Consider the following 21,495-nt stretch of genomic DNA (forward strand, 5'->3'; position numbering starts at 1 on the left):
TAATTAATAAAAAGAAAATTATAAAAATATATGAGCACACAGCATAAAATTGCAGTTATAGGATTAGGATATGTAGGTTTACCTTTAGCAAGATTATTTGGGAGTAAATTCCCTACAGTAGGATTTGATATTAATAAAGAACGTATAGCTGAATTAAGAGAAGGAAAGGACAGTACATTAGAGGTTTCTGATGAAATTCTTCAATCAGCTTTAGTAAATATTAATCCTGTATTACATGGCGATGCTAAAGGACTATTTTGTTCTTATGATATGGGAGATATCGCGAATTGTAATGTATATGTAGTGACTGTACCAACACCGGTAGATAAACACAATCGTCCGGACTTAACACCTTTATATAAGTCTTCTGAAACTGTAGGTATGGTGTTAAAAAAAGGAGATATTGTGATTTATGAATCAACAGTATATCCCGGAGTAACTGAAGAGGAGTGTGTTCCTGTATTGGAAAAAGTATCTGGATTAAAGTTTAACCAAGATTTCTTCTGCGGATATTCACCAGAGCGTATTAATCCTGGTGATAAAGAACATACTGTAGAGAAGATTTTAAAAGTAACTTCAGGGAGTACACCTGCTATAGGAGTAGTAGTTAATGATATCTATAAGGCTGTGATTACAGCAGGTACTCATTTAGCCCCAACAATTAAGGTAGCAGAGGCTGCTAAAGTAATTGAAAACTCTCAACGCGACATTAATATTGCTTTTGTTAATGAATTAGCTAAGATCTTTAACTTATTAGAAATTGATACCCATGCTGTATTAGAAGCTGCTGGTACGAAATGGAATTTCTTGCCTTTTAAACCTGGACTTGTAGGAGGACATTGTATTGGTGTAGATCCTTATTATTTAGCGCAGAAAGCAATGGAAAAGGGATATCATCCTGAGATTATCTTAGCTGGCCGTCGTTTGAATGATTCTATGGGAGAATATGTTGCTTCTCAAGTAGTGAAAACCATGATTAAAAAAGGAATTAATGTAAGTAAAGCAGAAGTTTTAATGCTTGGAGTGACTTTTAAAGAAAATTGTCCTGATGTACGTAATACTAAAATTGTAGATGTGATTAAAGCATTAGAAGATTATGGAGTAAATGTAACAACTTATGATCCTTGGGCTAATCCTGCAGAAGTAATGCATGAGTATGGTGTTTTAAGTTCTAAGGAGTTAGTTACTAGTAAGTTTGATGCGATTATATTAGGAGTAGCACATAAAGAACTTTTATCTCTTGACCTAGATAAATTTAAGAAAGAGATATCTATTATTTATGACGTTAAAGGAGCTTTAGGTTCTAAGGTTGATTCAAGGCTATAGTTATGAAGAAAATATTAATATTAACTGATTATCGTGGTGAGTTTCAATGTTCAGTAAATGATTTAATTAATTATCAATCTATGGATATTGAGTCTATTAAAAAAAAATTTGTAGCAAATGGCTTTGTTGTAAAGATTCAAAAAATTTCTGAGATTAATTATTTTGATGATTTTAAAGGATGGTATGTTTTATATCATTCTTCTGAAGATCAAGGACTCTATTATAAAAGTTATATTCAAGATATATGTATGTATCTTGATAGAAAAGGAGCGATTTTATTACCAAAATATTATTGTTTACAAGCGCACCATAATAAAGTTTTTATGGAATTATTAAGAAATGAGTTAGTTCTGGAAGAGCAGTATAGGAGTTTAGTTTTTGGTACATATGAAGAGTTTAGTATGTGTAAATCATTTTCATTTCCTGTTATTTTTAAATTAGCTGAAGGTGCTGGGAGTCGAAGCGTCCAGAAAGCGAATGATATTTCTGAGTTAGTAAATATAGTTAAAAAGAGTATTAAAGTTAAAGATTATTCAGTAAGATATTTATTAAAAGAATTTTTGCTTAGAATTAAAAAACTCTTTCTTAGAAGTAATGGAGAGTTGAAAAGGGAGTATACAAATTATAGAAAAAAATTTATTATTCAACCCTTTTATGAATTAGAAGGTGATTGTAAAGTTTTAAGATATGGTTCTAAATATTATATATTAGGTAGGAAAAATAGAATAAATGATTTCAGAGCTAGTGGATCAGGAATTTTTTACCAACCAGAAGGAGAGGAGTTATTTAGTGTTTTGAATTGTGCTAAGAGTGTCACTGAGCAGTTTCAAGAAAACCTGATGGGGCTAGATATAGCATTTAATAGTAAATCTAAAAAAGCATTATTAATTGAATTTCAATTTGGTATATTTTTAGGACCTTATGCTTTGCAAGCTTCTAAGGGCTGGTATTCATATGAAAATGGAAAATGGGTATTTAATGAGGGAAAATCTAATTTAGAAACAGAGTATTGTAATGCAATTCTAGAAAAAATAGCTAATTAAGTTTATGGATACCATTCAAGTTTTATTATCTACAACTAATCTAACTAATTTAGATATATTAGATAGAATTAATTACAGCAGAGATGAAGAAAAAGGTTTAGTTGTTGTAAATCAGATTTACAAGGAAGGTGTTGAGCCTATTGAAAGTTTTGAAAATGTTGGCTTAGTTTTTAGGTCAATAAAAGATAAAGGATTAGCTAAAAGTAGAAACTTAAGTATTTCACTAAGTAAAAAGGATATTTGTTTATTATGCGATGATGATGTTGTATATAATTCACAAATGCCTTTAATCGTTACAGAAGCTTACAGAGAACTACCTGAGGCAGATATCATTATATTTAAAGGAGAAAGTTTATCTGAATCTAGGGGATTTTCTAATTTTGGTGTTAGAGTAAAAAAATTGAACAAAAGAGATACTTTGAAAGTATCCTCTGTTTTGGTTAGTTTTAAGCGTACTTCAGTTAAGGGAATATATTTTGATGAGAGATTTGGTTCAGGTAGTGGAATATTTACATGTGGAGAAGAAAATATATTTCTTTTTGATTGCTTAGATAAGGGACTAAGCATATATTATTATCCTAAAAGTATTTTAGAGAAATCTTTTTCAAATTCTTTATGGTATAATGGGTTTGATGAACTGTATTTTGAAACAAAGGGAGCTGTCTTTTATAGATTATTTGGATATAGATCTTATTTGATTTCCATTTTTTTTCTAATTATAAAAAGAAAATTGTTTAAAGGAAATGGATCATTAGTAGGTAGATACAGGTTGATGTTAAAGGGGATTAGGAAATTAAAGACTTTGAGATAATGAAGGTAATTGTAAGTGTTATTATTCCTACTTATAAAAGATGCGATGGATTAAAAAGGGCGATTAATTCTTGTTTATCTCAAGATTTAGGGGGAATTTTAGATATTGAGATAATTGTTGTAGATGATAATGGAGTTGGAAGTGAGTTTGGTGAAAAGGTAAATCATATAATTAAAGATTTGAATAATGTGAAAGTAAAACTAATTCAGCATGAAGTTAACATGAATGGAGCTGCAGCTAGAAATACTGGTATTTTTGAATCCAAAGGTGATTTCATTTGTTTTTTGGATGATGATGATTGGTTTGGTAGTGAGAAATTATTAAAGCAGGTCTATTTTCTACAACACAATAATGAGTATGATGCTTGCTACTGCGGTAGTGATGATGGTAAAGGGAATATACATTTAAATTGTAAAGAAGGTGATCTAACTAAAGACTTACTTATGTTGGAAACTTCAATGTTTACCCCTACTTTAATGTTCAGGAAAGAAATATTGTTTAGATTAAATGGTTTTGATACAAGTTTTAAAAGACATCAAGATTATGAACTTTTGTTGAGATATTTCAAAATAGGGAAAATTGGTTTTGTAAATGAAATTTTAGTTTTTTTAGGGACTAATTTGGGTGAAAATATATTAAGAAATAATGATTTAGATCTAAATAAGAAAATGTTTCTTATGAAATTTGAAGAAGATATTTTAAATCAAACTAGTTTAGTCCAAAAGCAAATTTATGTTAAACATATTAGTTTACGCTTTGTATCACATGTTAAAACTAGAAATATGAAGTTACTTTTAAAGGCTATTATGGAAGGATGTAAAATTTCTCCCAGGTTATTTATAAATTATTCTTTTTCTAGAGTATTTGTTTTTTGTAAAATGAAATTAAATGGAATTAGAAATCAGTAATAAAAAAGTTTTTTTTTTAAGTGAGTTAGCATTTGTATTGTATATTTGGTCGTTTACCTATTCTAGGCCATTATTACATTTGTATCCTTCTTTTAGTTCCGGTATCTTAGTTTTTATTACTATATTTTGTTTTATATTAAGTTTTTCTAAAAAGCTAAGAGTACAAAAGGAGAAAGTTTTTTTTATAATATTTTTTATTGTTTTTATCGTTTTAGATAATTTGTTTAGAAATTATTTGTTTTCAAGAACATTCTTATATGATATTCTATATAGTGTCATTGTACCATTAGTTTTGTTGACACGGGTAAAATCGTTTAATAAACTATTATTATATCATACTAATATCTCATTAATTATTATTTGTTTATTAGGTTCTGATCCGTTTTTCAATTATGTGACTTTTACTGACTATATGAATTATGGATTAAAAGTGGGTTTACCATGCTTTATCGGTACATATTTAGGTTATCGTTACTTCAATAAAAAAGTGATGTTCTTAGGACTTTTAGCAAGTTCATTTGCAGTAATACTATTTTCTAATAGAAGTGTTAGTCTTTGTGCTGTATTATTCGTTGTAATATTTGAATTTGTAACTGCCTATAATAAAAAGAAGTACTTTGGACGAGCTTTTATACTCATCCTATTAATAGGATTTCTTTCTAGTTTTGTTAAAACTTTTCTTCTATTAATTTATAACTTTCTTGATAGTGTGGGGCTAACTAGTTATGCTTTATATAAAATTATTTATCAATTAGATAGTCGAGAAGTTGATTCAGTTGTGTTAAGTGGCAGGGAGGATTTATGGGAAAAAGCTATTATACTGCTTGAAGAAAATCCAATTGTTGGAAATGGAAGTTCATTTTATATTAATGAATATGGTACATATCCACATAATTTAATATTAGATATTAGTATTTCATTTGGTATGCTAGGTTTAATATTGTTTTTAGGAATAATTATGCATGCTAGTTTTAAAATTTTCACTATTAAAGAGATTGATTTAAAAATTACAGTTATTTGGTTTTTGTGTTTATGGTTTCCTATCTTGATGTTTAGCTCTACGTATAGTATTAGTTGGGGATTATGGAGTTTTGTTTTAATAGGTTGTACTTACAATAAAAAGGTTTAGTAATATGAAGATTTTAATTGATAGTTATAATACAATGTGCCAGAATACTTCTGGTGGGGTGCAAACGCGTGTTAAAAAACATTTAGAATATTTAACAAAGAGGAACAAAGAATATAAATTATTTGATAAGTGGAATGATAAAGTAGAGGATTTTGATATAATACATATTTTTAAGATAACATTAGATAGCTATAATTTAGTAAATTATTCTTCTAATAAAGGAAAAAAAATTGTTTTATCTTCTGTTATTGCAATTGAAAAAAAAATTAATATAAAATTAGGACTATTAATCAGTAAAATATTTCGTGTTAAAACAGGTTATTGGTTTACACAGCAAATGTTGCTACAATCAGATGCAATTGTTGCTCAAACTATTAAAGAGGCGAAGTTTATAGAAGAAAATTATTCAATTGATAGTTCTAAGATTCATATAATCCCAAATGGGATTAATTTAGTATTTAAGTATAGAGAAAGTCAGCTTGCATTTGAAATATTAGGGTATAGAAAGCCATATGTTCTACAGGTTGGTAGATTTGACAGAAATAAAAATCAATTAAATGTTATAAAGGCTTTGAAGGGAACAGGAATACCTGTTGTATTTGTGGGAGGGGAATACTTTAATGAGAAGGCATATTATAAGGAGTGTAGAGATTTAGCTGATGAAAATTTTGTATTTATTGATTGGTTAAAACATGGCGATGAGTTACTTGAAAGTTTATATGTAAATGCTCAAGTTTTAGTATTGCCTTCACATAAGGAAATTTTTGGAAACGTTCTTTTTGAAGGTGGCGCAGCAGGAATTAATCTCGCTGTAACGGATGTTTTGCCGATTGAAAGTTTTGGAATTTCCAAATTTTGCACATCATTTAAAGCATCAAATATAAATAGTATAAAGAACGCGGTTATGAAAGAGTATTATAAAGATAAGATAGCAGGTCAATCTAAATTTTTTATTGAGAATTTTTCTTGGGATGAAGCTGTGATAAAATATATAGATATCTATAATAGTTTGATTAATGTCAGAAAAGAATAGTTTTTTAGAAGCTTCAAAATGGTCAATGCTTACAGAAGTAGGTGTTAAATTTATTTCTCCTTTATCCTTTTTAGTTCTTACACGATTTCTATCTCCTAGTGATTTTGGTGTAGTTGCAATTGCTACATCAATTTTAGGATTTATGTATATCATATCAGATTTAGGGGTTAGTAAAGTTATTATTCAGAATGATGGGGATGAACAAACACAATTACGTATACAGACAGTTGGTTTTTGTATAAATACTGCAGTAGGTTTTTTGTTATTTCTTTTTTTATTTTTTGGAGGGAATTACTTAGGAATATTGTTAAAACAGGAGAATGCAGGTGAAGTAATATCATTTATGTCTTTACAGGTTTTATTTTACTCATTGTCTTCTATCCAAACAGCGTTATTAAAAAAAAGATTAGAATTTAAAAAGCTTTTTTACGTAAGAATTATAACTGTTCTAATCCCTCTTTTAATTGCAATACCGATAGCTGTTGTTTATCAAAGTTATTGGGCACTTGTAATTAGTAATGTTCTTACTTCTGCGATTAGTTGTCTTACTCTTTGGAGTGTTAGTAGTTGGAGACCAATGTTTTATTTATTTGATTTTGAATTGTTTAATAAAGTTTTTTCAAATAGTATATGGAATACAGTAGAACAACTTTTTATTATGATTCCTGTTTTATTAGATAGTTATTTGTTAACATCAAAATTATCTGCTGGGGATTATGGGATGTATAATACAGCAAGAGTTTTGTTTAGTTCATGTACAAGTTTGTCTTTAGGTGCATTAATACCTGTTTTGTTTAGTACATTATCTAAATTAAGGTTTGAGAACTATCATAAGTTTATAAATTTTTTGTTAATTTCTCAAAGGGGGATTTTTTCTCTTGGAGCCGTATTATCTTTAGGAGGTTTTTTGTTTTCGGATTTTTTGGAAGATTTTATTTTTAATGATCAATGGTTGGGTATTGCAAAAATTTTGAGTGTTATCTTTTTTATTATGGGGATGGAATATTTTAATACTTCTATTGTTGAAGGATTTAGAGCTGAAGGAAAGTTTAGATTGTTAGCATTGAATTCGGTTGTGGGGGTAGGAATAACTATTCCTTTATTATTTCTTTCTGTAAACTATGGTTTGTTTGTTTATGTTATCGTCCGCAGTTTATGTTTGTATTTGAATTTTCCAATTATAATAATGAAGACAAAAAAAGTTTTACAGATAAAGTATATGAATTTTGTAATCCAAAATATTGGCAGTATAGTTTTAATAGTTGTCATTTTTTTATTGAAAATATTTTTAGGCACTACTGTTGAAAATGTTTTATTAGATATTATTTTATTTAGCGTTTTTGTAACTTATCAGATTTATAGGGAAAGGAAATTTGTAAATATTATCTTGTCTAAGTTTTTTAAAAAGAAACCAGTATATGAAAAAGATTAAGTTTTTATTGATAGATTTTGTTAGAAATCTCAAATGGAAAAAACAATATTTTAAAGTGAAAAAAAAATATGAGTTAAATGAAAAAATTTTATCAAATAATACAATTATTGCTGGAAAGGTTTTAATTATTGTTCCTCATGCCGATGATGAGTTAATAGGATGTTTTAATTTTATTAAGAATTATAAGAGTAAAGCGGATATAACGTTGTTTTTTTGTAATTTAACAGGAAGCAATAATAATCTAAATAACAAATTAAATAGAGAACTAGAGTTTCAAAATTTTTGTAAGACATATCAAATAAAAAATATTATTAATACTGAAGAAGATGTGTATGTAGGGTTAAAGCATGTATTAATGAATAATAAATTTAATTTTTTCTTTATTACACCTTTGATTGATTGGCATTTTGAGCATCGTGAAGTGAATTATATTTTATATGATATATTAAATGAGAGTTATTCTAAAGAAGATTTAAAAGTAAAAAATATAGTGTTTTATCAAATTTCAGTACCTTTAAATTATAATTGCGTTAATTTTATTTTAGGGATGAATAAGGAAGTAGTAAAAGAGAAGTGGTCTGCTTTTTCAAAGTTTTATCCTAGTCAAGCAAACCTTCCAAAGCGTCGTTTCATTTATCAAGAACGATTAAATGCTTTAAAATGTAAGGATTATTTTTTTGCGGCAGAGTCTTTTCAGTTTTTAACTTTTGATAGTTGGTGTAGTTTCGTTGAAGATATTAGGTTTCGTCAAAATTTTAAATTTAATGCTAGTACAATTAATGATTTGTTTTTAATTAGAGAATCTGTAAAGAATTACAAATAAAGTATATTTAAAATGAATATATTATATATACATCAGTATTTTATAACCCCAAAAGAACCTGGAGGTACTAGATCCTATTGGATAGCACAGGAAATGATTAAACATGGTCATAATGTCACTATGATTACATCTTCTACTAAATATAAGGAAAAGGTTATAGAAATGTTTGTAGATGGGATTAAGGTAATCTATATAAATGAGGAATATAGTCAAAATATGTCTATAGCACAACGTTTTAAAGCTTTTTTATCTTTCATGTATAAATCTTCAAAAATAGCGCTAAGACAAAAAGATATAGATTTACTATTTGCTACTTCGACTCCTTTAACTATTGGTGTACCTGCATTAATTATGAAGATGTTTAAAAAAGTACCTTATGTTTTTGAAGTTCGAGATTTATGGCCAGAAGTACCAATTCAAATGGGAGCTTTAAGAAATCCTATAGTACGTAGTTTAGCACTGCGTTTGGAAAAAACGATTTATAATAATGCAAGACATGTGATAGCTCTATCTCCAGGTATGTGTGATGGAGTATTAAAGTATATTGATAAATCAAAGGTTTCAATGGTGCCTAATATGTCAAAAATTGATGAATTCTGGCCAAGACCTTATAATTTTAGTCTTATGGAATCTTTAGGCATTAAGAAAGAGATATTTAAAGTTATTCATTTTGGAGCACTAGGAAAAGCAAATGGAGCAGATAGTATAATTGAAGCAGCAAAACTACTGAAGGATAATACTTCAATTCATTTTTTGTTTATAGGAGGTGGATCGACGGAGCAGGATTTAAAGGAAAAATGTATAGAGTTTGATTTAACAAATGTTAAGTTTCTAGGAAAATTTCCAATGAATAAGACATCTGAAATTGTTAATTTTTCTGATGTATCTATTGTGAGTTTTTTGGATCTTCCTATTTTATATACTAATTCTCCTAACAAGTTATTTGATTCATTGTCGGCTGGAAAACCAATTATTGTGAATTCTGCTGGTTGGACAAAAGATTTAGTAGAAGAATATAGATGTGGTTTTTATGTGAATCCAAATGTGCCACAAGAATTAGTTGATAGAATATTGGAATTGCAAGCTAACCCTGATAGTGTTAGAGAAATGGGTGAAAAATCACGATGGTTAGCTGAGAATAAGTTTGATAAGAGTATTTTAACCAAACAAATAGTTCAAATTATAGAATCGTTATAATGTATAAATATTTTTTGAAAAGGATATTAGATTTTTTGGCAGCATTAATAGGGTTGACTTTATTAAGTCCAATATTTATAGTTGTAGCTATAGGTTTATACTTTGCTAATCATGGAAAGCCTTTTTTCTTTCAGAAACGGCCAGGTAAAGGAGAATCTATCTTTAAGATTGTAAAGTTTAAAACGATGAATGACAAGAAAGATAATATGGGTAATTTATTATCTGACGCAGATCGTTTAACACCAATTGGTGCTTTTGTGCGTAAGACTTCGCTTGACGAAATACCTCAGTTAATTAATGTGTTAAAAGGAGATATGAGCTTAATAGGACCAAGACCTTTATTACCACAATATTTATCTTTATATAGTAGTGAACAAGCTAGAAGACATGAAGTAAAACCTGGAATTACAGGTTGGGCTCAAGTAAATGGTCGTAATGCAATTTCATGGAAACGTAAATTTGAATTAGATGTATATTATGTTGATCATATTAGTTTGTTTTTAGATATAAAGATATTTTTTTTTAACAATAAAAAAAGTATTTATAAGGGAAGGAATATCTCAAGAAGGACAAGTAACAGCAGAAGCTTTTAATGGTAAGAATTAATAAAAATAGAATAGTATTAGTATGAAAAAAATAGCAATATTTGGAGCTGGTGGTTTTGGTAGAGAAGTAAAGACTATTATAGATAGTATAAATAAAGTAGAAACGATTTATGATTTTATTGGATTTTATGATGATGGTAAGAAAAAAGGTTCTATCATTAATAATTATCCAGTACTAGGAGGAATAAAAGATTTAAATGCGTTAGAAGAGGAAATTGCACTTGTTGTTTCTATTGGCGATCCTAAAATAAAAGCAAAAATCATTTCTTTGATAGATAATTCCTTAATTAGTTTTCCTAATATAATTTCTCCTTTTGCATTAATCTCTAAAGATTTTGTTTCATTAGGACAAGGAAATGTTATTTGCGCAGGGACAATAATTACTTGTAATATCGAAATTAAGGACTTTGTTATTCTAAATTTATCTTGTACAGTTGGTCATGATACTATAATTAATAGTTATTCTTCATTTATGCCTTCGGTTAATATTTCTGGAGAAGTAGTAATAGGGGAAGGTGTATATGTAGGAACAGGTGCAAAAATTATTAATTTACTAGAAATTGGTGAGTATACAATAGTAGGTGCAGGAGCAGTAGTAGCTAAAACACTACCAGAAAAATGTACTGCTGTAGGTATACCGGCTAAACCAATAAAATTTCATGAATAAGAGAATAAATTTAGGGAATGTATTTAATAGGAGCTAGTGGACATGGAAAAGTTGTAGCGGAAATAGCAGAGGAAAATAAAATTTATATTAAAGGATTTATTGATTGTGACTTAAGTATCACTAAGATATTAGATTATAAAGTTATTTCTAATAGTATTGATAATTTAGTTGGTGAAGCAATTGTTAGTATTGGTGATAATTTTATAAGAAAAAATATTGTATTACAATCTGAGAATTTTTTTTTAAAAAACTATGTTCTCTCTTAGAGCTAATGTAAGTAAACGTGCTACTGTTGAAGATGGTTCTGTAGTCATGATGGGAGCAACGATAAATAGTGATGTAAAGATAGGAAAGCATTGTATTATTAATACAAATGCTTCTATAGATCATGATTGTATTATTGCTGATTTTGTCCATATTTCTCCTAATGCCGCTTTGGCAGGTAATGTAGAAGTTGGAGAAGGAACTCATATTGGTATTGGTGTCTCTGTAATACAAGGAGTAAAAATAGGGAAATGGTGTACTGTAGGAGCAGGGGCAATTATTATTAGGGATGTACCTGACTATGCAGTTATAGTAGGCAATCCTGGTAAGGTTATAAAATATAATGAAAAAATATAGCGAAAGAGAAAACCTATTATCAAATTGATAGTAGGTTTTTTTGTGACTAAATAAATAGACTACTTTGCTAAATTAAGTATTAATTGAATCGCATAATTCGTACATTTGACATACAAAATAACAGAACAAAAACATTTCAATATAATGAATTCAAAAATATGGTTATCCTCTCCACACATGGGAGGAACAGAACTTAACTACATTCATGAAGCATTTGATCAAAACTGGGTGGCTCCACTTGGACCTAACGTAAACGGTTTTGAAGCTGATTTAGAACAATTTTTAGGTGAAGATGTACAAGTAGCAGCTTTGAGTGCTGGTACAGCTGCTTTGCATTTAGGATTAATTAATTTAGGAATAGAACCTGGTGATGAAGTGATTTGTCAAACGATGACTTTTTCAGCTTCTGCGAACCCAATTGCTTATTTAGGAGCAAACCCTGTTTTTGTTGATAGTGAAAAAGATACTTGGAATATGTGCCCTATAGCCTTAGAAGAGGCAATAAAGAGTCGTTCACTTGCAACAGGAAAATTGCCTAAGGCAATTCTTCCCGTTCATTTATATGGAATGCCTGCTAAGATGGATGAGATTATGGCTGTAGCTAATAAATATAATATACCAGTTTTAGAAGATGCAGCAGAAGGATTAGGTAGTAAATTTAAAGGACGTGCATGCGGTACGTTTGGTACAATGGCGGCATTGAGTTTTAATGGAAATAAAATTATCACGACTTCTGGTGGTGGTGCTTTGGTATGTAATACAAAAGAACAAAAAGAACATACGGTTTTCTTATCGACACAAGCAAGAGACAATGCACCTCACTATCAGCATTCACATATCGGATATAATTATCGTATGAGTAACATTTGTGCCGGTATTGGACGTGGACAGATGGAGGTAATCAATGAACGAATAGCAGCTCGCCGTGCAAATAATAAGTTCTATCAAGAATTATTTAAAGATATTGATGGAGTGACTGTTTTTATGGAACCATCTGAGGATTTCTTTTCTAATCATTGGCTGAGTTGTATTACAATTGATGAAAAAGTAGCAGGGAAAAATAGAGAGCAATTGCGTTTGGCTTTGCTTGAAGATAATATTGAAACGCGTCCACTTTGGAAGCCGATGCATTTACAACCTGTTTTTGCTGATGCACCTTATTACGGTGGTTCTGTAGCGGAGGAGTTGTTTAATACTGGACTTTGTTTGCCTTCAGGATCTAATCTATCGGATGAGGATAGAGGGCGTATTGCTAAAGCTATTAAAGTATTTTTTGAGAAATAATTTTTTTAAAAAAGATAAATATAATATTCTTTATATATAGTTAAGAATTGTGGTTATCAACCATAAAAAATAATAAAAAACGCATAATGGTTATTTATGCGTTTTTTTATGCAATGCTTTTTTCTTTGTTTTACTCAATATAGATAGTGTTTTACGGATTTCCTTATTCAATATATATTTAAATAATGTAACTTTGGGAATCATTTTTTTGACAAGTAGGCAGAATGTAGGGCTATTTATAGAAATCTACTTAATGCTTTTAAAGGTTACATTAATAATGGGGTGATCCTGATGAGGCAATGCAAAATAAGAAGTGATCGTTATAGAGGTGACGTTACAGCCTATTGGATTAAAAATTTTGCAGATGAAAGAAAGCAGTACAATAGATTTAAAATTAGAAAAAGAAAAGGCTGTTAAGGTCTATAAAAATCAAGAAGAGGCTTCGCTATATACCGCTAATCGTATAGCGTCAATTATAAAAGAGAAACAAACAAAAGGGGAACATGCTATAATCGGACTAGCAACTGGGTCAACGCCAAAAGGGGTATACCAACAGCTAGTGCGTATGCACCGAAATGAAGGACTTAGTTTTAAGAATATGATTTCGTTTAATCTCGATGAGTATTATCCTATGATGCCAGTGGAGGAGCAAAGCTATGTTAGTTTTATGAAGCAACAATTGTTTAATCATATTGATGTTCCTACACATCAGATTCATATTCCTGATGGCACATTGTCTATAGAGGCAATACAAGCCTACTGCGACTTATATGAACAAAAGATTCAGAATTATGGTGGATTGGATATTCAATTACTAGGTATAGGTCGTACGGGACATATCGGTTTTAATGAACCTGGGTCAGATGATGTGACGAAGACTCGCTTGGTCACGCTAAATGATATTACAAGGGAGGATGCCTCTGGTGATTTCGGTGGTAAAGAGAAGGTTCCTTCTCAGGCAATTACTATGGGGATTCAAACAATTACTGGTGCTAAAGAAATTATTTTACTAGCGCTAAGTAAACGCAAAGCAGAGATTATACAAAAGGCACTAGAGGGACATATAACACCTGATGTTCCTGCTACTTTTTTACAGAAATATAAAAACGTGGAGTATATATTGGATGCAGAAGCGGCTTCACTTTTGAGTAATATTAAAGTGTAAGTTTTTCCTTTTGAGCTGAATAAAGGCAAACAAGAAATGAGAAATTGATAATAGGAAAAGCTTTGCGAAGTATTATTTGATTATAAAAGAAAGAAAATATATTAAGGGACTGTCTTAAAAATACAGCCCCTTTTTTGTTGTTATTATTTTATAGTTTCCTTAAATCAGTTTCAAGTTATAGTTGTTGAATTTCATTACAAAACTTATTTGTTGGTTTATAACTGTTATTTTATTTCATTTTGTAATAATTAAGAATGATAAATGCTATTTATGGGTATTTCGGTCAGACCGTGCCACCTATTTCGGTCAAATGGTGCCACTTTAAAAAGTTATACAATAATACAAAAAAAGTTATTTCAAACGCTAAAAGTTTGTCTTCCTCATTGATTCTCCATTGAGATCTATTCTATGAGAAGAGTTGACGATTCGATCAAGAACCGCATCTGCAATAGTATTTTCCCCAATTAAAGGATACCAAGCAGCTACAGGTATTTGTGAGGATAAAATAATAGAAGCTTGATTATACCTTTGATCAACGATATCAAAAAGCGCTTCTCTAATCAGATTATCAAAAGGTTGTAGTCCAAAGTCATCTAAAATAAGCAAGTCACATTTAAGTACTTTCTTGATTTCTCTTTGATAAGTTCCATCTATTTTACTTGATTTTAGCAGGTTAAATAGATTGGCTGTATTAAAATAAAGTACCTTATATTCCATAAGACAAGCTTGATTTCCTAAGGCTTGAGCAAGATAACTTTTACCAACTCCACTGGCTCCAGTTAAAATAATATTCTGTTTTTTCAGTATAAAATCTAAGGTTGTTAGCCTATTAAAGTATGCCCCCAAGCAAGTACATCTTGTAGGATATAAATATTATTCTACAGTATCAACAATAAGTTTCTTGCAATTATGCGGATATAAGTCTGAGATATTCTTGTGATTGATGGATTGTATGTTTTCAAGAACATATTTTAACCACTGATACGGGTTAACGTCATGCTTTTTACAGTTAGCAAAAAACGTATAGATCATCGCTGCTCTTTGTGCCGCATGGTGAGATCCAGCCAGCAAAGAGATAGTTTTTACGGCCCAATGCTACCGGTCTGATTGCGTTTTCAACTAGGTTGTTGTCTATTTGAAGATTTCCATCATATAAATACGCACTTAGGTTATCCCATCTAGTTTGGGAGTAAGTAAAGGCTTTTCCTATTTGACTTTTAGGCAAAGTAAGTTTCATTTGAGCAAACATATATTTACCAAGTTCGTTGATGATGGGTAAACTCTCTTTCAGACGAAGTTCTTTAATTTGCTCTGGAGCTAAGTTTTGTTCTTTCGCTTTTCGTTCTACAGCATATAGTTTTTGTATTTGTACCAGTACATGCTGTGCTTTTGTTTTGTCATTGTCTAAAGCACGTTCAAACTCACGACGAGCATGTGCCCAACAGCCAAGGTGTGTTACCTCTAACTTTTGTCCATAGGCTCTGTATCCGCTATAACCGTCGGTTTGCAGATATCCTTTAAAGTTTTCTAATACAGGGAGTGCAGCACTACTGCTACGCGTAGGACTGTAAGTAAACATCACTAGCTTGGATATAGGGGCGTGATAGACCCAGTAATACCCTAGATGAGATTTGTCTTTCTTTTTCTCATCCAAAACCTTGATAGTGGTTTCATCTACTTGAAGGTACCCTTGGTTTTTGATATCCATCAACAACCTTTCATATAGTGGTTTTAAAGCATCCATCTCTTGAGCGGCCCACCCCTCTATAGTAGAGGAAGCGATATCTATGCCTTCTCTTGAAAAAATCTGTTTTTGACGGTATAAGGGCAGGTGATCCATATACTTAAAAACAAGGAGTATAGCTAAGAGCCTATTAGATGGTATGCCTTTTTCGATAATTCGCTCTGGAAGTAATCCAATACTAATTTGCGTATCGTCTTTGTCTTTGGTTGCGTATTTATATCGGATGTAACGTTTAATTTTAAAGTAACCTGGAACGTAGTCTAGTACATCTGTCGTTTCTTTTCCAATGCAGACCTTATCAGATAAATCCCCCTCTGGATGGATTTCTATTTCTTCTACAGGTAAATGATTGGGTAGTTTCGCTCTTCCTGGGTGTTTTTTCTTTTCACGAGAGTAGGTAATCTCTTGTTTGATTACTTCTTCTTGTTCTTGCACAACTTCAGGTTCAACATCTAAAGGTAACGCTGTTTGATTAGGATCTTCAAAACGCTCTCGCTTTTGCCCAAATTGCATTCGACGGAGAAGATCAACTAAGCGTTGAAGTTCAATCGTTTTTTCTTCAAGTTCGGCTGATTTTCCCTTCTCTTTCTTGAGTTCAGATTCAATTTTAATATTTGCCTTTTCTTGTTTGGAAATAGTTTTGGACTGCTGTTTTATAAGCGCCAAAAGTTCTTGTTTTGATAAGTTTTCCAAGTCTATTTCCATGACGGAAATATACGTCAAAAGCCTTGATTATACAAGGTTTTTAGTGTATTTACTTTAATAAAAAACGTCTTTTTTGACTGCTTTTTATCACTTGGATTCCCTCTATCATTAATACCAAATCGCTTCAACTGATTTGAGTGCGATTATGGATAGGAAAAGCAAAAGTTCCTTGTTCTAATCGTTTGTGATATAACACAAATCCACCCGTTTCCCAATGGAGAAGTTTCATTTGATTACCGCGGCGATTGATAAAAACATAGACGCTCCCATTATGAGCAACTTGATTGAGTTCGTTTTGAACAATACCACACAAACTATCAAAACTCTTGCGCATATCACAGGCAGATTTATACAAATAGAATTGATGGAAACTACTTAAACTAAACATTATCCAAGCTGTAATAAAGAATATAACTCACTTAAGTTTTCCGTGTGAACGCGAAGCTTAACTCCATTGGGATAAATAATCTCGTATTCCTTTTTGATTAAATGATCTTTACTAATGGCGATAAAACTACTCGAATTATCTTGTTGGTGATCTTTATGATATTTTCGAACCCAATAACTAAAGGTTGGCAACTTTAATCCTTGCTCTTCACAGTAAACGGCCTGCGTTAACCCACTTCCTTTCCAATCCTCTACATGAGAATACATGATTTGCTGTTTGTTCATCTTTTTAGTATTTGAGACAAACTTACTATCTTACGTTAGCTTGTGAAAGATGCAGTTGCTCAGGTGGATACCTATTAAAAGCATTTTTGTCAAGATCTCTATTATGGGTATAATTAATATCAGCAATACTAGCATTTTGCCTAAAATTAGCTTGTTTAATTAATCTTTCTATTTTTCTATTCTGTCTGTTTTCATACTCATGGTCTGTTAGTAAAGCAATGTATTCATCAATGGTAAAAGATGTGATTGTGTTGTCTTTCATGTGTCTGTTGTGTAATGAAACCATGTCGCTTAATCGCATTGCTTTTAGTTTTTCGATAGTCTGATTGTTATCCATATAATTAATGATTAAAATTTATTGATAAGAAGAAGCTCCTCTAATATTGGTGTGTGAAGGGATATGAGGAGTATCTGCGTTGAGTTGTTGTATTGTTTCTTGATTGAGATCCATCTTGTGATGAAGGATGTTTTTAATGTGGGTATAAGTTGCTATGTTCTCTTTTAAAGCAAGTTCACAGGCCTTTTCTAATCTATCTGAACCATAGCTTTTATGTAGCTGTATTACTCCCATAACTCGTTTATACCCTATTTCAGGATATTCAACATTATCAAGTATTCTCTCTACACATTTCACTACATTCTCGCCATGAAGTTGCGCTTGCTTTTTTAAGAATTCTGGACTCCAACTAGTGTAGTATTGATGTGTACTTGATAGATGTTTTTTTATTGTGTTATACGACCCATTGGTAGGATTTCGTTTATGCAGGGCTATGCGTATATGATTGTAATAAACTTCAACTGTGGTATTGGTGTAATGAATCGTGGTATGATATCCTATATAACGGTAAGGAACACTGTAATAGCTTTTGTCAGGTGAGAAATATACATAACCTATCTTTTGTACTTTAGCTCTTTTATAATCTTTGATTTGATAGTTAGAAGATGGCAGAGTTTTTAAATATTGCCTTTCTACAGACTGGAACAGTTCTACGCGACTTGCTTCCTTACGCTGAAAAAGCAGCCCATTGTAATGAGTTAATCTTGTTTTTATTTCTTGGTTTAGCTCCTCTAAGGAAAAGAAGGTCATCTCTTTAATAGGATAATAGATTCTCTGATACACTAAGTTAACTGCGTTCTCCACAAGGGCTTTATCTTGGGGAGAATAGGCTCTTGTTGGATTTACAACACAACTATAATGGGAGGCAAAGTCTTTAAAGCTTCGATTGATCTGAGCTTCATATTTACTAGAACGAGATACAGCTGATTTTAGATTATCAGACACAATAGCCAGAGGAACACCTCCATAAAAGTGTAAGGCATTGATACAACACTAGATTAAATCTTCTTTCTTTTGACTAGCACATGCTTGAACATAGGTGTATTGACTGTTGGGAAGGATAGCCACAAAAACTTCTACAGGTATTATTTCTCCTGTATGTTTATCTACATACGAAAGCTTTTTACCTGCAAAGTCTATGTACATTTCTTTGCCAGGTTCATGCTCTAACTTCATTGAAACTTTTTCTTGTTTATACTTGCGATTATAGTGTTCCATAAACTGAGTATAACTATAGGGATTTTCTGCAGTTTCAGCATATTGACTATAGTGATAGAGAAAGGTAAAACCAGGATGATTACGAACTTTATTTACTATTTCAAAGTACAACATCAATGCATTATGACGCTGAGTATCAACAGTAGTAAAACTAGAAAAAAGCTCTGATAATTGAAGTGTCTCAAACGATAAGAGCTGCTCAAGTGAATACTCACTGGCAGTAAAGAGTTGCATATAGGTATTGACAGTATTACGTGAAATACTTAGTGTAGTAGCTATTTTTCGATTGCTACAGCCATCTAAATGTAAGGTAATAATTTGTTTTAAGTCCATTGGTTCAAGTTTATTAGCCATATCTTATCGTTTTGAAAAGAACAAGATAGATGTAATTAACTTTCCAAAGTGGCACGGTTTGAACCGAAATAACTACAAGTGTAATTTTAAGTGGCACAAATCAAACCGAAAACTGGCGCAAATCGAAACGGAATCACTGGCACAAATCGAACCGAAATATCTAATTTATGTTAATTTTTTGTTTAATTATTTATTTGTTTTTATAAATAATATTGTAACTATTTGAATTGTGTAATTATTATGTGTTATTTTTTTGTTGTTTTATCAAATATTTAAATGAATACATATGAAAAGATTATTGTTGTTTTTATTAACTGTTGTTTTAGTACTCTCTTGTAGTAGTGATGATAATTCAACTAACAAGGTAAAGAAGGGAGAGTTAACCCTGATCGCTAACAAAAATGAAGTAGGAGTTGGGGGGTATGTCAAGTTTACAACTATGTTGGATAATAAGCGAGACCCAGAGGCAGAGTTATTTATTAATGATACACGGATATATACACCTCATATGTTTGAGGAAGTAGGAGTTTATCAGGTAATAGCTAAAAAGAATGGATGTAAAGATAGCCCACCTATAGAAATAATTGTTAAAGATCAAGGAGAGGCTACCCTTGTACTGTCTATTACAAATAGAAACCCAAAGATTGGAGATACAGTAAACTTTGTGGTAAAAGATAATAAAGGTAATGATGTAGAAAATGCACAGATATATGATAAGACTGAAGATAAACTTTTGAGTGGTTTTGATTATTTAATTAAGGAGTTTGGAACTTATGTTTTTATTGCTAATGCACAAGGATATAGCGATAGTCAAGAATTAGTAGTAGAGGTTAAACCTCTTTTTACTATCAATGATAACCAGTATGGTCTTGATGTTGTGGTTGTAAATATAGAGATAGCTAATGTGATAGATCACAACGGTAATAATAGATTAGTTGATCAGGTTTACTTTCTAGAAGATGGTACAGCGGCTAATCAATATGTGTATAATATTGTTTCACGTGATGGAGATGATTTTAATTTGTTGTCTTTGACTCTTTATATTGAGAATCCCTCTATAGTTACAAATGGAACAGAGGTAATAGATTACGGATCTAGAATACTGCCTAGTAGAAAGACAAAAGTTGAGTTAGTTTACGTATTTGCTATGACAAAATTTGATTTTATTGCAGAGTCAAAAAATGGTCAAACTGGTGCTAATTTTGGTACCTACGATTTACAAATCACAGAGTTTAAGGTACCCAATAATGGTTTAGGGGTAGGAAATGATAATGCAGAAGGTCTTGGTGATTTAAAATTTAATTATAAAAGTGATCAAAATAGTATTAATATAGATTATAATGGAATATTATACTTTTTTGAATCCCTGCCAAAAGACTCAGATGATTAAATAGAGTATTTAAGATTAAAGTTGTAATATTGTTAGATTTATTTTAAAATTCACTTTAAGTTAGTATGAGTTTAAGTGAATTATGTTGATTATGTAAAAAGGGGCTGTCTTTTTAAGACAGTCCCTTGTGTTTGTGTAACTAGCATGGGAAATACTCTAGGGGGTAAGTGCCCCACACACCATTACAAAGGGAGGTGTTAGCTAGTCGAACCTTAAAAAGTCATTTTAAGGTTTAGATTCCCTAATATTAGGTTGGTTATTGTATAAAACGCTTCTGTAAAAAAGAGCCAAAAAGATGATTTACATTTGTTGATCATCCTTTAAAAGTTATTGAGTTATCTGTTTAGTTTCCGTTAATCATATTTAAAGAAGTTGTTTTTGCCTTAACCATCTTAACAATTGTGTTATAAAAAATAGTTTCCTTAAATAAGGATCTATTTAACCTATATACAAATTCATTAAAGTAGCTTGGATGTATTTCTTATGGATATGTGAAGGTACTGTCCTAATCCGGGATTTAAGTTGGTGAATTATTACATGTAATTCTTTAAAATTAGCTCCTTTATCACTTTCTTTTTGAGTAATATTATATTTCTTTTTCAAAGGATTGTACCCTCTCTATTTATCCGTCGCTACATTAGCATCTTGTGAAATATGTTGTTCGAATATAGTAGTTAATGACTTAGCTGAGTAATCATCAATACTCTTAACGTAGGCTCTTTTTACTTTGCTTTGAGTATTTAATTCCACAGCTATCACAGCTTTAGTCTTTTTGCTATCATAACTTCTCCCTGGTTTACCTTGTTCATATCCTCCCACAACAAACTCATCTACATGAACTGTTTGGGTCATAGGATATTGTTCACTACTTTGCATAGCTATACGTACTTTGTGCATAAATCCCCATGCTGTTGGTTGGCTTATACCATAACGTTTACCCATTTGAATACTAGAGATACTTTTTGTAGAAGTTGTCATTTCAAACACAATCATAAACGCTTTATATAAACCAAACTTAACTTTATGAAATA

Annotated in this window: 18 protein-coding genes and 5 pseudogenes; 15 read left to right on the forward strand and 8 right to left on the reverse strand. The window is 30.8% G+C overall.

The annotated features are described in order from the left end of the window. Window positions 1–30: 30 nt before the first annotated feature. From RH98_RS01085 to nagB, 14 genes and pseudogenes are all read left to right on the forward strand, one after another. Window positions 31–1,326, forward strand: coding sequence for a nucleotide sugar dehydrogenase (locus RH98_RS01085; protein WP_010249562.1), 1,296 nt, complete (start codon window positions 31–33; stop codon window positions 1,324–1,326). A 2-nt stretch (window positions 1,327–1,328) separates the two neighbouring features. Then, complete coding sequence (locus tag RH98_RS01090) at window positions 1,329–2,369, forward strand: ATP-grasp domain-containing protein (RefSeq protein ID WP_010249564.1); 1,041 nt, start codon at window positions 1,329–1,331, stop codon at window positions 2,367–2,369. 4 nt (window positions 2,370–2,373) lie between these two features. Then, window positions 2,374–3,180: a hypothetical protein gene (locus RH98_RS01095; protein WP_010249566.1), complete on the forward strand. Its 807-nt coding sequence runs from the start codon at window positions 2,374–2,376 to the stop codon at window positions 3,178–3,180. Beyond that, on the forward strand, window positions 3,180–4,088 hold the full coding sequence (locus RH98_RS15160) for a glycosyltransferase family 2 protein (RefSeq protein ID WP_010249567.1): 909 nt from the start codon (window positions 3,180–3,182) through the stop codon (window positions 4,086–4,088). The genes RH98_RS01095 and RH98_RS15160 overlap by 1 nt, the downstream gene beginning before the upstream one ends. Next, window positions 4,069–5,217, forward strand: coding sequence for an O-antigen ligase family protein (locus RH98_RS01105; RefSeq protein ID WP_010249568.1), 1,149 nt, complete (start codon window positions 4,069–4,071; stop codon window positions 5,215–5,217). Before RH98_RS15160 ends, RH98_RS01105 begins: the two co-directional genes overlap by 20 nt. 4 nt (window positions 5,218–5,221) lie before the next feature. Next, window positions 5,222–6,250: a glycosyltransferase family 4 protein gene (locus tag RH98_RS01110; RefSeq protein WP_010249569.1), complete on the forward strand. Its 1,029-nt coding sequence runs from the start codon at window positions 5,222–5,224 to the stop codon at window positions 6,248–6,250. Continuing rightward, window positions 6,234–7,682, forward strand: coding sequence for an oligosaccharide flippase family protein (locus tag RH98_RS01115; RefSeq protein WP_010249570.1), 1,449 nt, complete (start codon window positions 6,234–6,236; stop codon window positions 7,680–7,682). The genes RH98_RS01110 and RH98_RS01115 overlap by 17 nt, the downstream gene beginning before the upstream one ends. Next, window positions 7,669–8,505, forward strand: a complete 837-nt coding sequence (locus RH98_RS01120) for a hypothetical protein (RefSeq protein WP_010249571.1) — start codon at window positions 7,669–7,671, stop codon at window positions 8,503–8,505. Before RH98_RS01115 ends, RH98_RS01120 begins: the two co-directional genes overlap by 14 nt. A 12-nt stretch (window positions 8,506–8,517) precedes the next feature. Then, entirely contained in the window at window positions 8,518–9,702 is a 1,185-nt protein-coding gene (locus RH98_RS01125) for a glycosyltransferase family 4 protein (protein WP_010249573.1), read from the forward strand. After that, window positions 9,702–10,308 (forward strand): annotated as a pseudogene (locus RH98_RS01130) (sugar transferase). Before RH98_RS01125 ends, RH98_RS01130 begins: the two are co-directional and overlap by 1 nt. A 21-nt stretch (window positions 10,309–10,329) precedes the next feature. Beyond that, complete coding sequence (locus RH98_RS01135; RefSeq protein WP_010249577.1) at window positions 10,330–10,974, forward strand: acetyltransferase; 645 nt, start codon at window positions 10,330–10,332, stop codon at window positions 10,972–10,974. 17 nt (window positions 10,975–10,991) lie between these two features. Further along, window positions 10,992–11,595 (forward strand): annotated as a pseudogene (locus tag RH98_RS16230) (acetyltransferase). Window positions 11,596–11,739: 144 nt separating this feature from the next. Further along, window positions 11,740–12,879, forward strand: coding sequence for a DegT/DnrJ/EryC1/StrS family aminotransferase (locus RH98_RS01145; protein ID WP_010249583.1), 1,140 nt, complete (start codon window positions 11,740–11,742; stop codon window positions 12,877–12,879). A 364-nt stretch (window positions 12,880–13,243) separates the two neighbouring features. Continuing rightward, window positions 13,244–14,044: a glucosamine-6-phosphate deaminase gene (nagB, locus tag RH98_RS01150; RefSeq protein ID WP_010249585.1), complete on the forward strand. Its 801-nt coding sequence runs from the start codon at window positions 13,244–13,246 to the stop codon at window positions 14,042–14,044. 363 nt (window positions 14,045–14,407) lie between these two features. On the opposite strand, the pseudogene RH98_RS01155 reads toward nagB, so the two are convergent. The 7 genes and pseudogenes from RH98_RS01155 to RH98_RS15965 form a co-directional block, all read right to left on the reverse strand. Further along, window positions 14,408–14,878 (reverse strand): annotated as a pseudogene (locus RH98_RS01155) (ATP-binding protein); the annotation flags it as partial. A gap of 39 nt (window positions 14,879–14,917) precedes the next feature. Beyond that, window positions 14,918–16,493 (reverse strand): annotated as a pseudogene (tnpC, locus tag RH98_RS01160) (IS66 family transposase). 124 nt (window positions 16,494–16,617) lie between these two features. Further along, on the reverse strand, window positions 16,618–16,881 hold the full coding sequence (gene tnpB, locus RH98_RS01165; RefSeq protein ID WP_081498605.1) for an IS66 family insertion sequence element accessory protein TnpB: 264 nt from the start codon (window positions 16,879–16,881) through the stop codon (window positions 16,618–16,620). Then, complete coding sequence (gene tnpA, locus RH98_RS01170) at window positions 16,881–17,165, reverse strand: IS66 family insertion sequence element accessory protein TnpA (RefSeq protein ID WP_026038660.1); 285 nt, start codon at window positions 17,163–17,165, stop codon at window positions 16,881–16,883. The genes tnpB and tnpA overlap by 1 nt, the downstream gene beginning before the upstream one ends. A 25-nt stretch (window positions 17,166–17,190) precedes the next feature. Continuing rightward, on the reverse strand, window positions 17,191–17,502 hold the full coding sequence (locus RH98_RS01175) for an ATP-binding protein (RefSeq protein WP_010249591.1): 312 nt from the start codon (window positions 17,500–17,502) through the stop codon (window positions 17,191–17,193). 18 nt (window positions 17,503–17,520) lie between these two features. Further along, window positions 17,521–18,447, reverse strand: coding sequence for a Mu transposase domain-containing protein (locus RH98_RS15960; protein WP_237717491.1), 927 nt, complete (start codon window positions 18,445–18,447; stop codon window positions 17,521–17,523). A gap of 48 nt (window positions 18,448–18,495) precedes the next feature. Next, entirely contained in the window at window positions 18,496–19,074 is a 579-nt protein-coding gene (locus RH98_RS15965) for a LuxR C-terminal-related transcriptional regulator (RefSeq protein ID WP_237717492.1), read from the reverse strand. Window positions 19,075–19,360: 286 nt separating this feature from the next. Here RH98_RS15965 and RH98_RS01185 point away from each other — a divergent pair, with 286 nt between their 5' ends. After that, window positions 19,361–20,464: a hypothetical protein gene (locus RH98_RS01185; RefSeq protein WP_010249592.1), complete on the forward strand. Its 1,104-nt coding sequence runs from the start codon at window positions 19,361–19,363 to the stop codon at window positions 20,462–20,464. Window positions 20,465–20,807: 343 nt separating this feature from the next. Here the strand turns inward: RH98_RS01185 and RH98_RS15370 are convergent. Beyond that, window positions 20,808–21,495 (reverse strand): annotated as a pseudogene (locus tag RH98_RS15370) (IS1595 family transposase); the annotation flags it as partial.

The organism is Myroides injenensis M09-0166, from assembly GCF_000246945.1.
Lineage (GTDB): Bacteria > Bacteroidota > Bacteroidia > Flavobacteriales > Flavobacteriaceae > Flavobacterium > Flavobacterium injenense.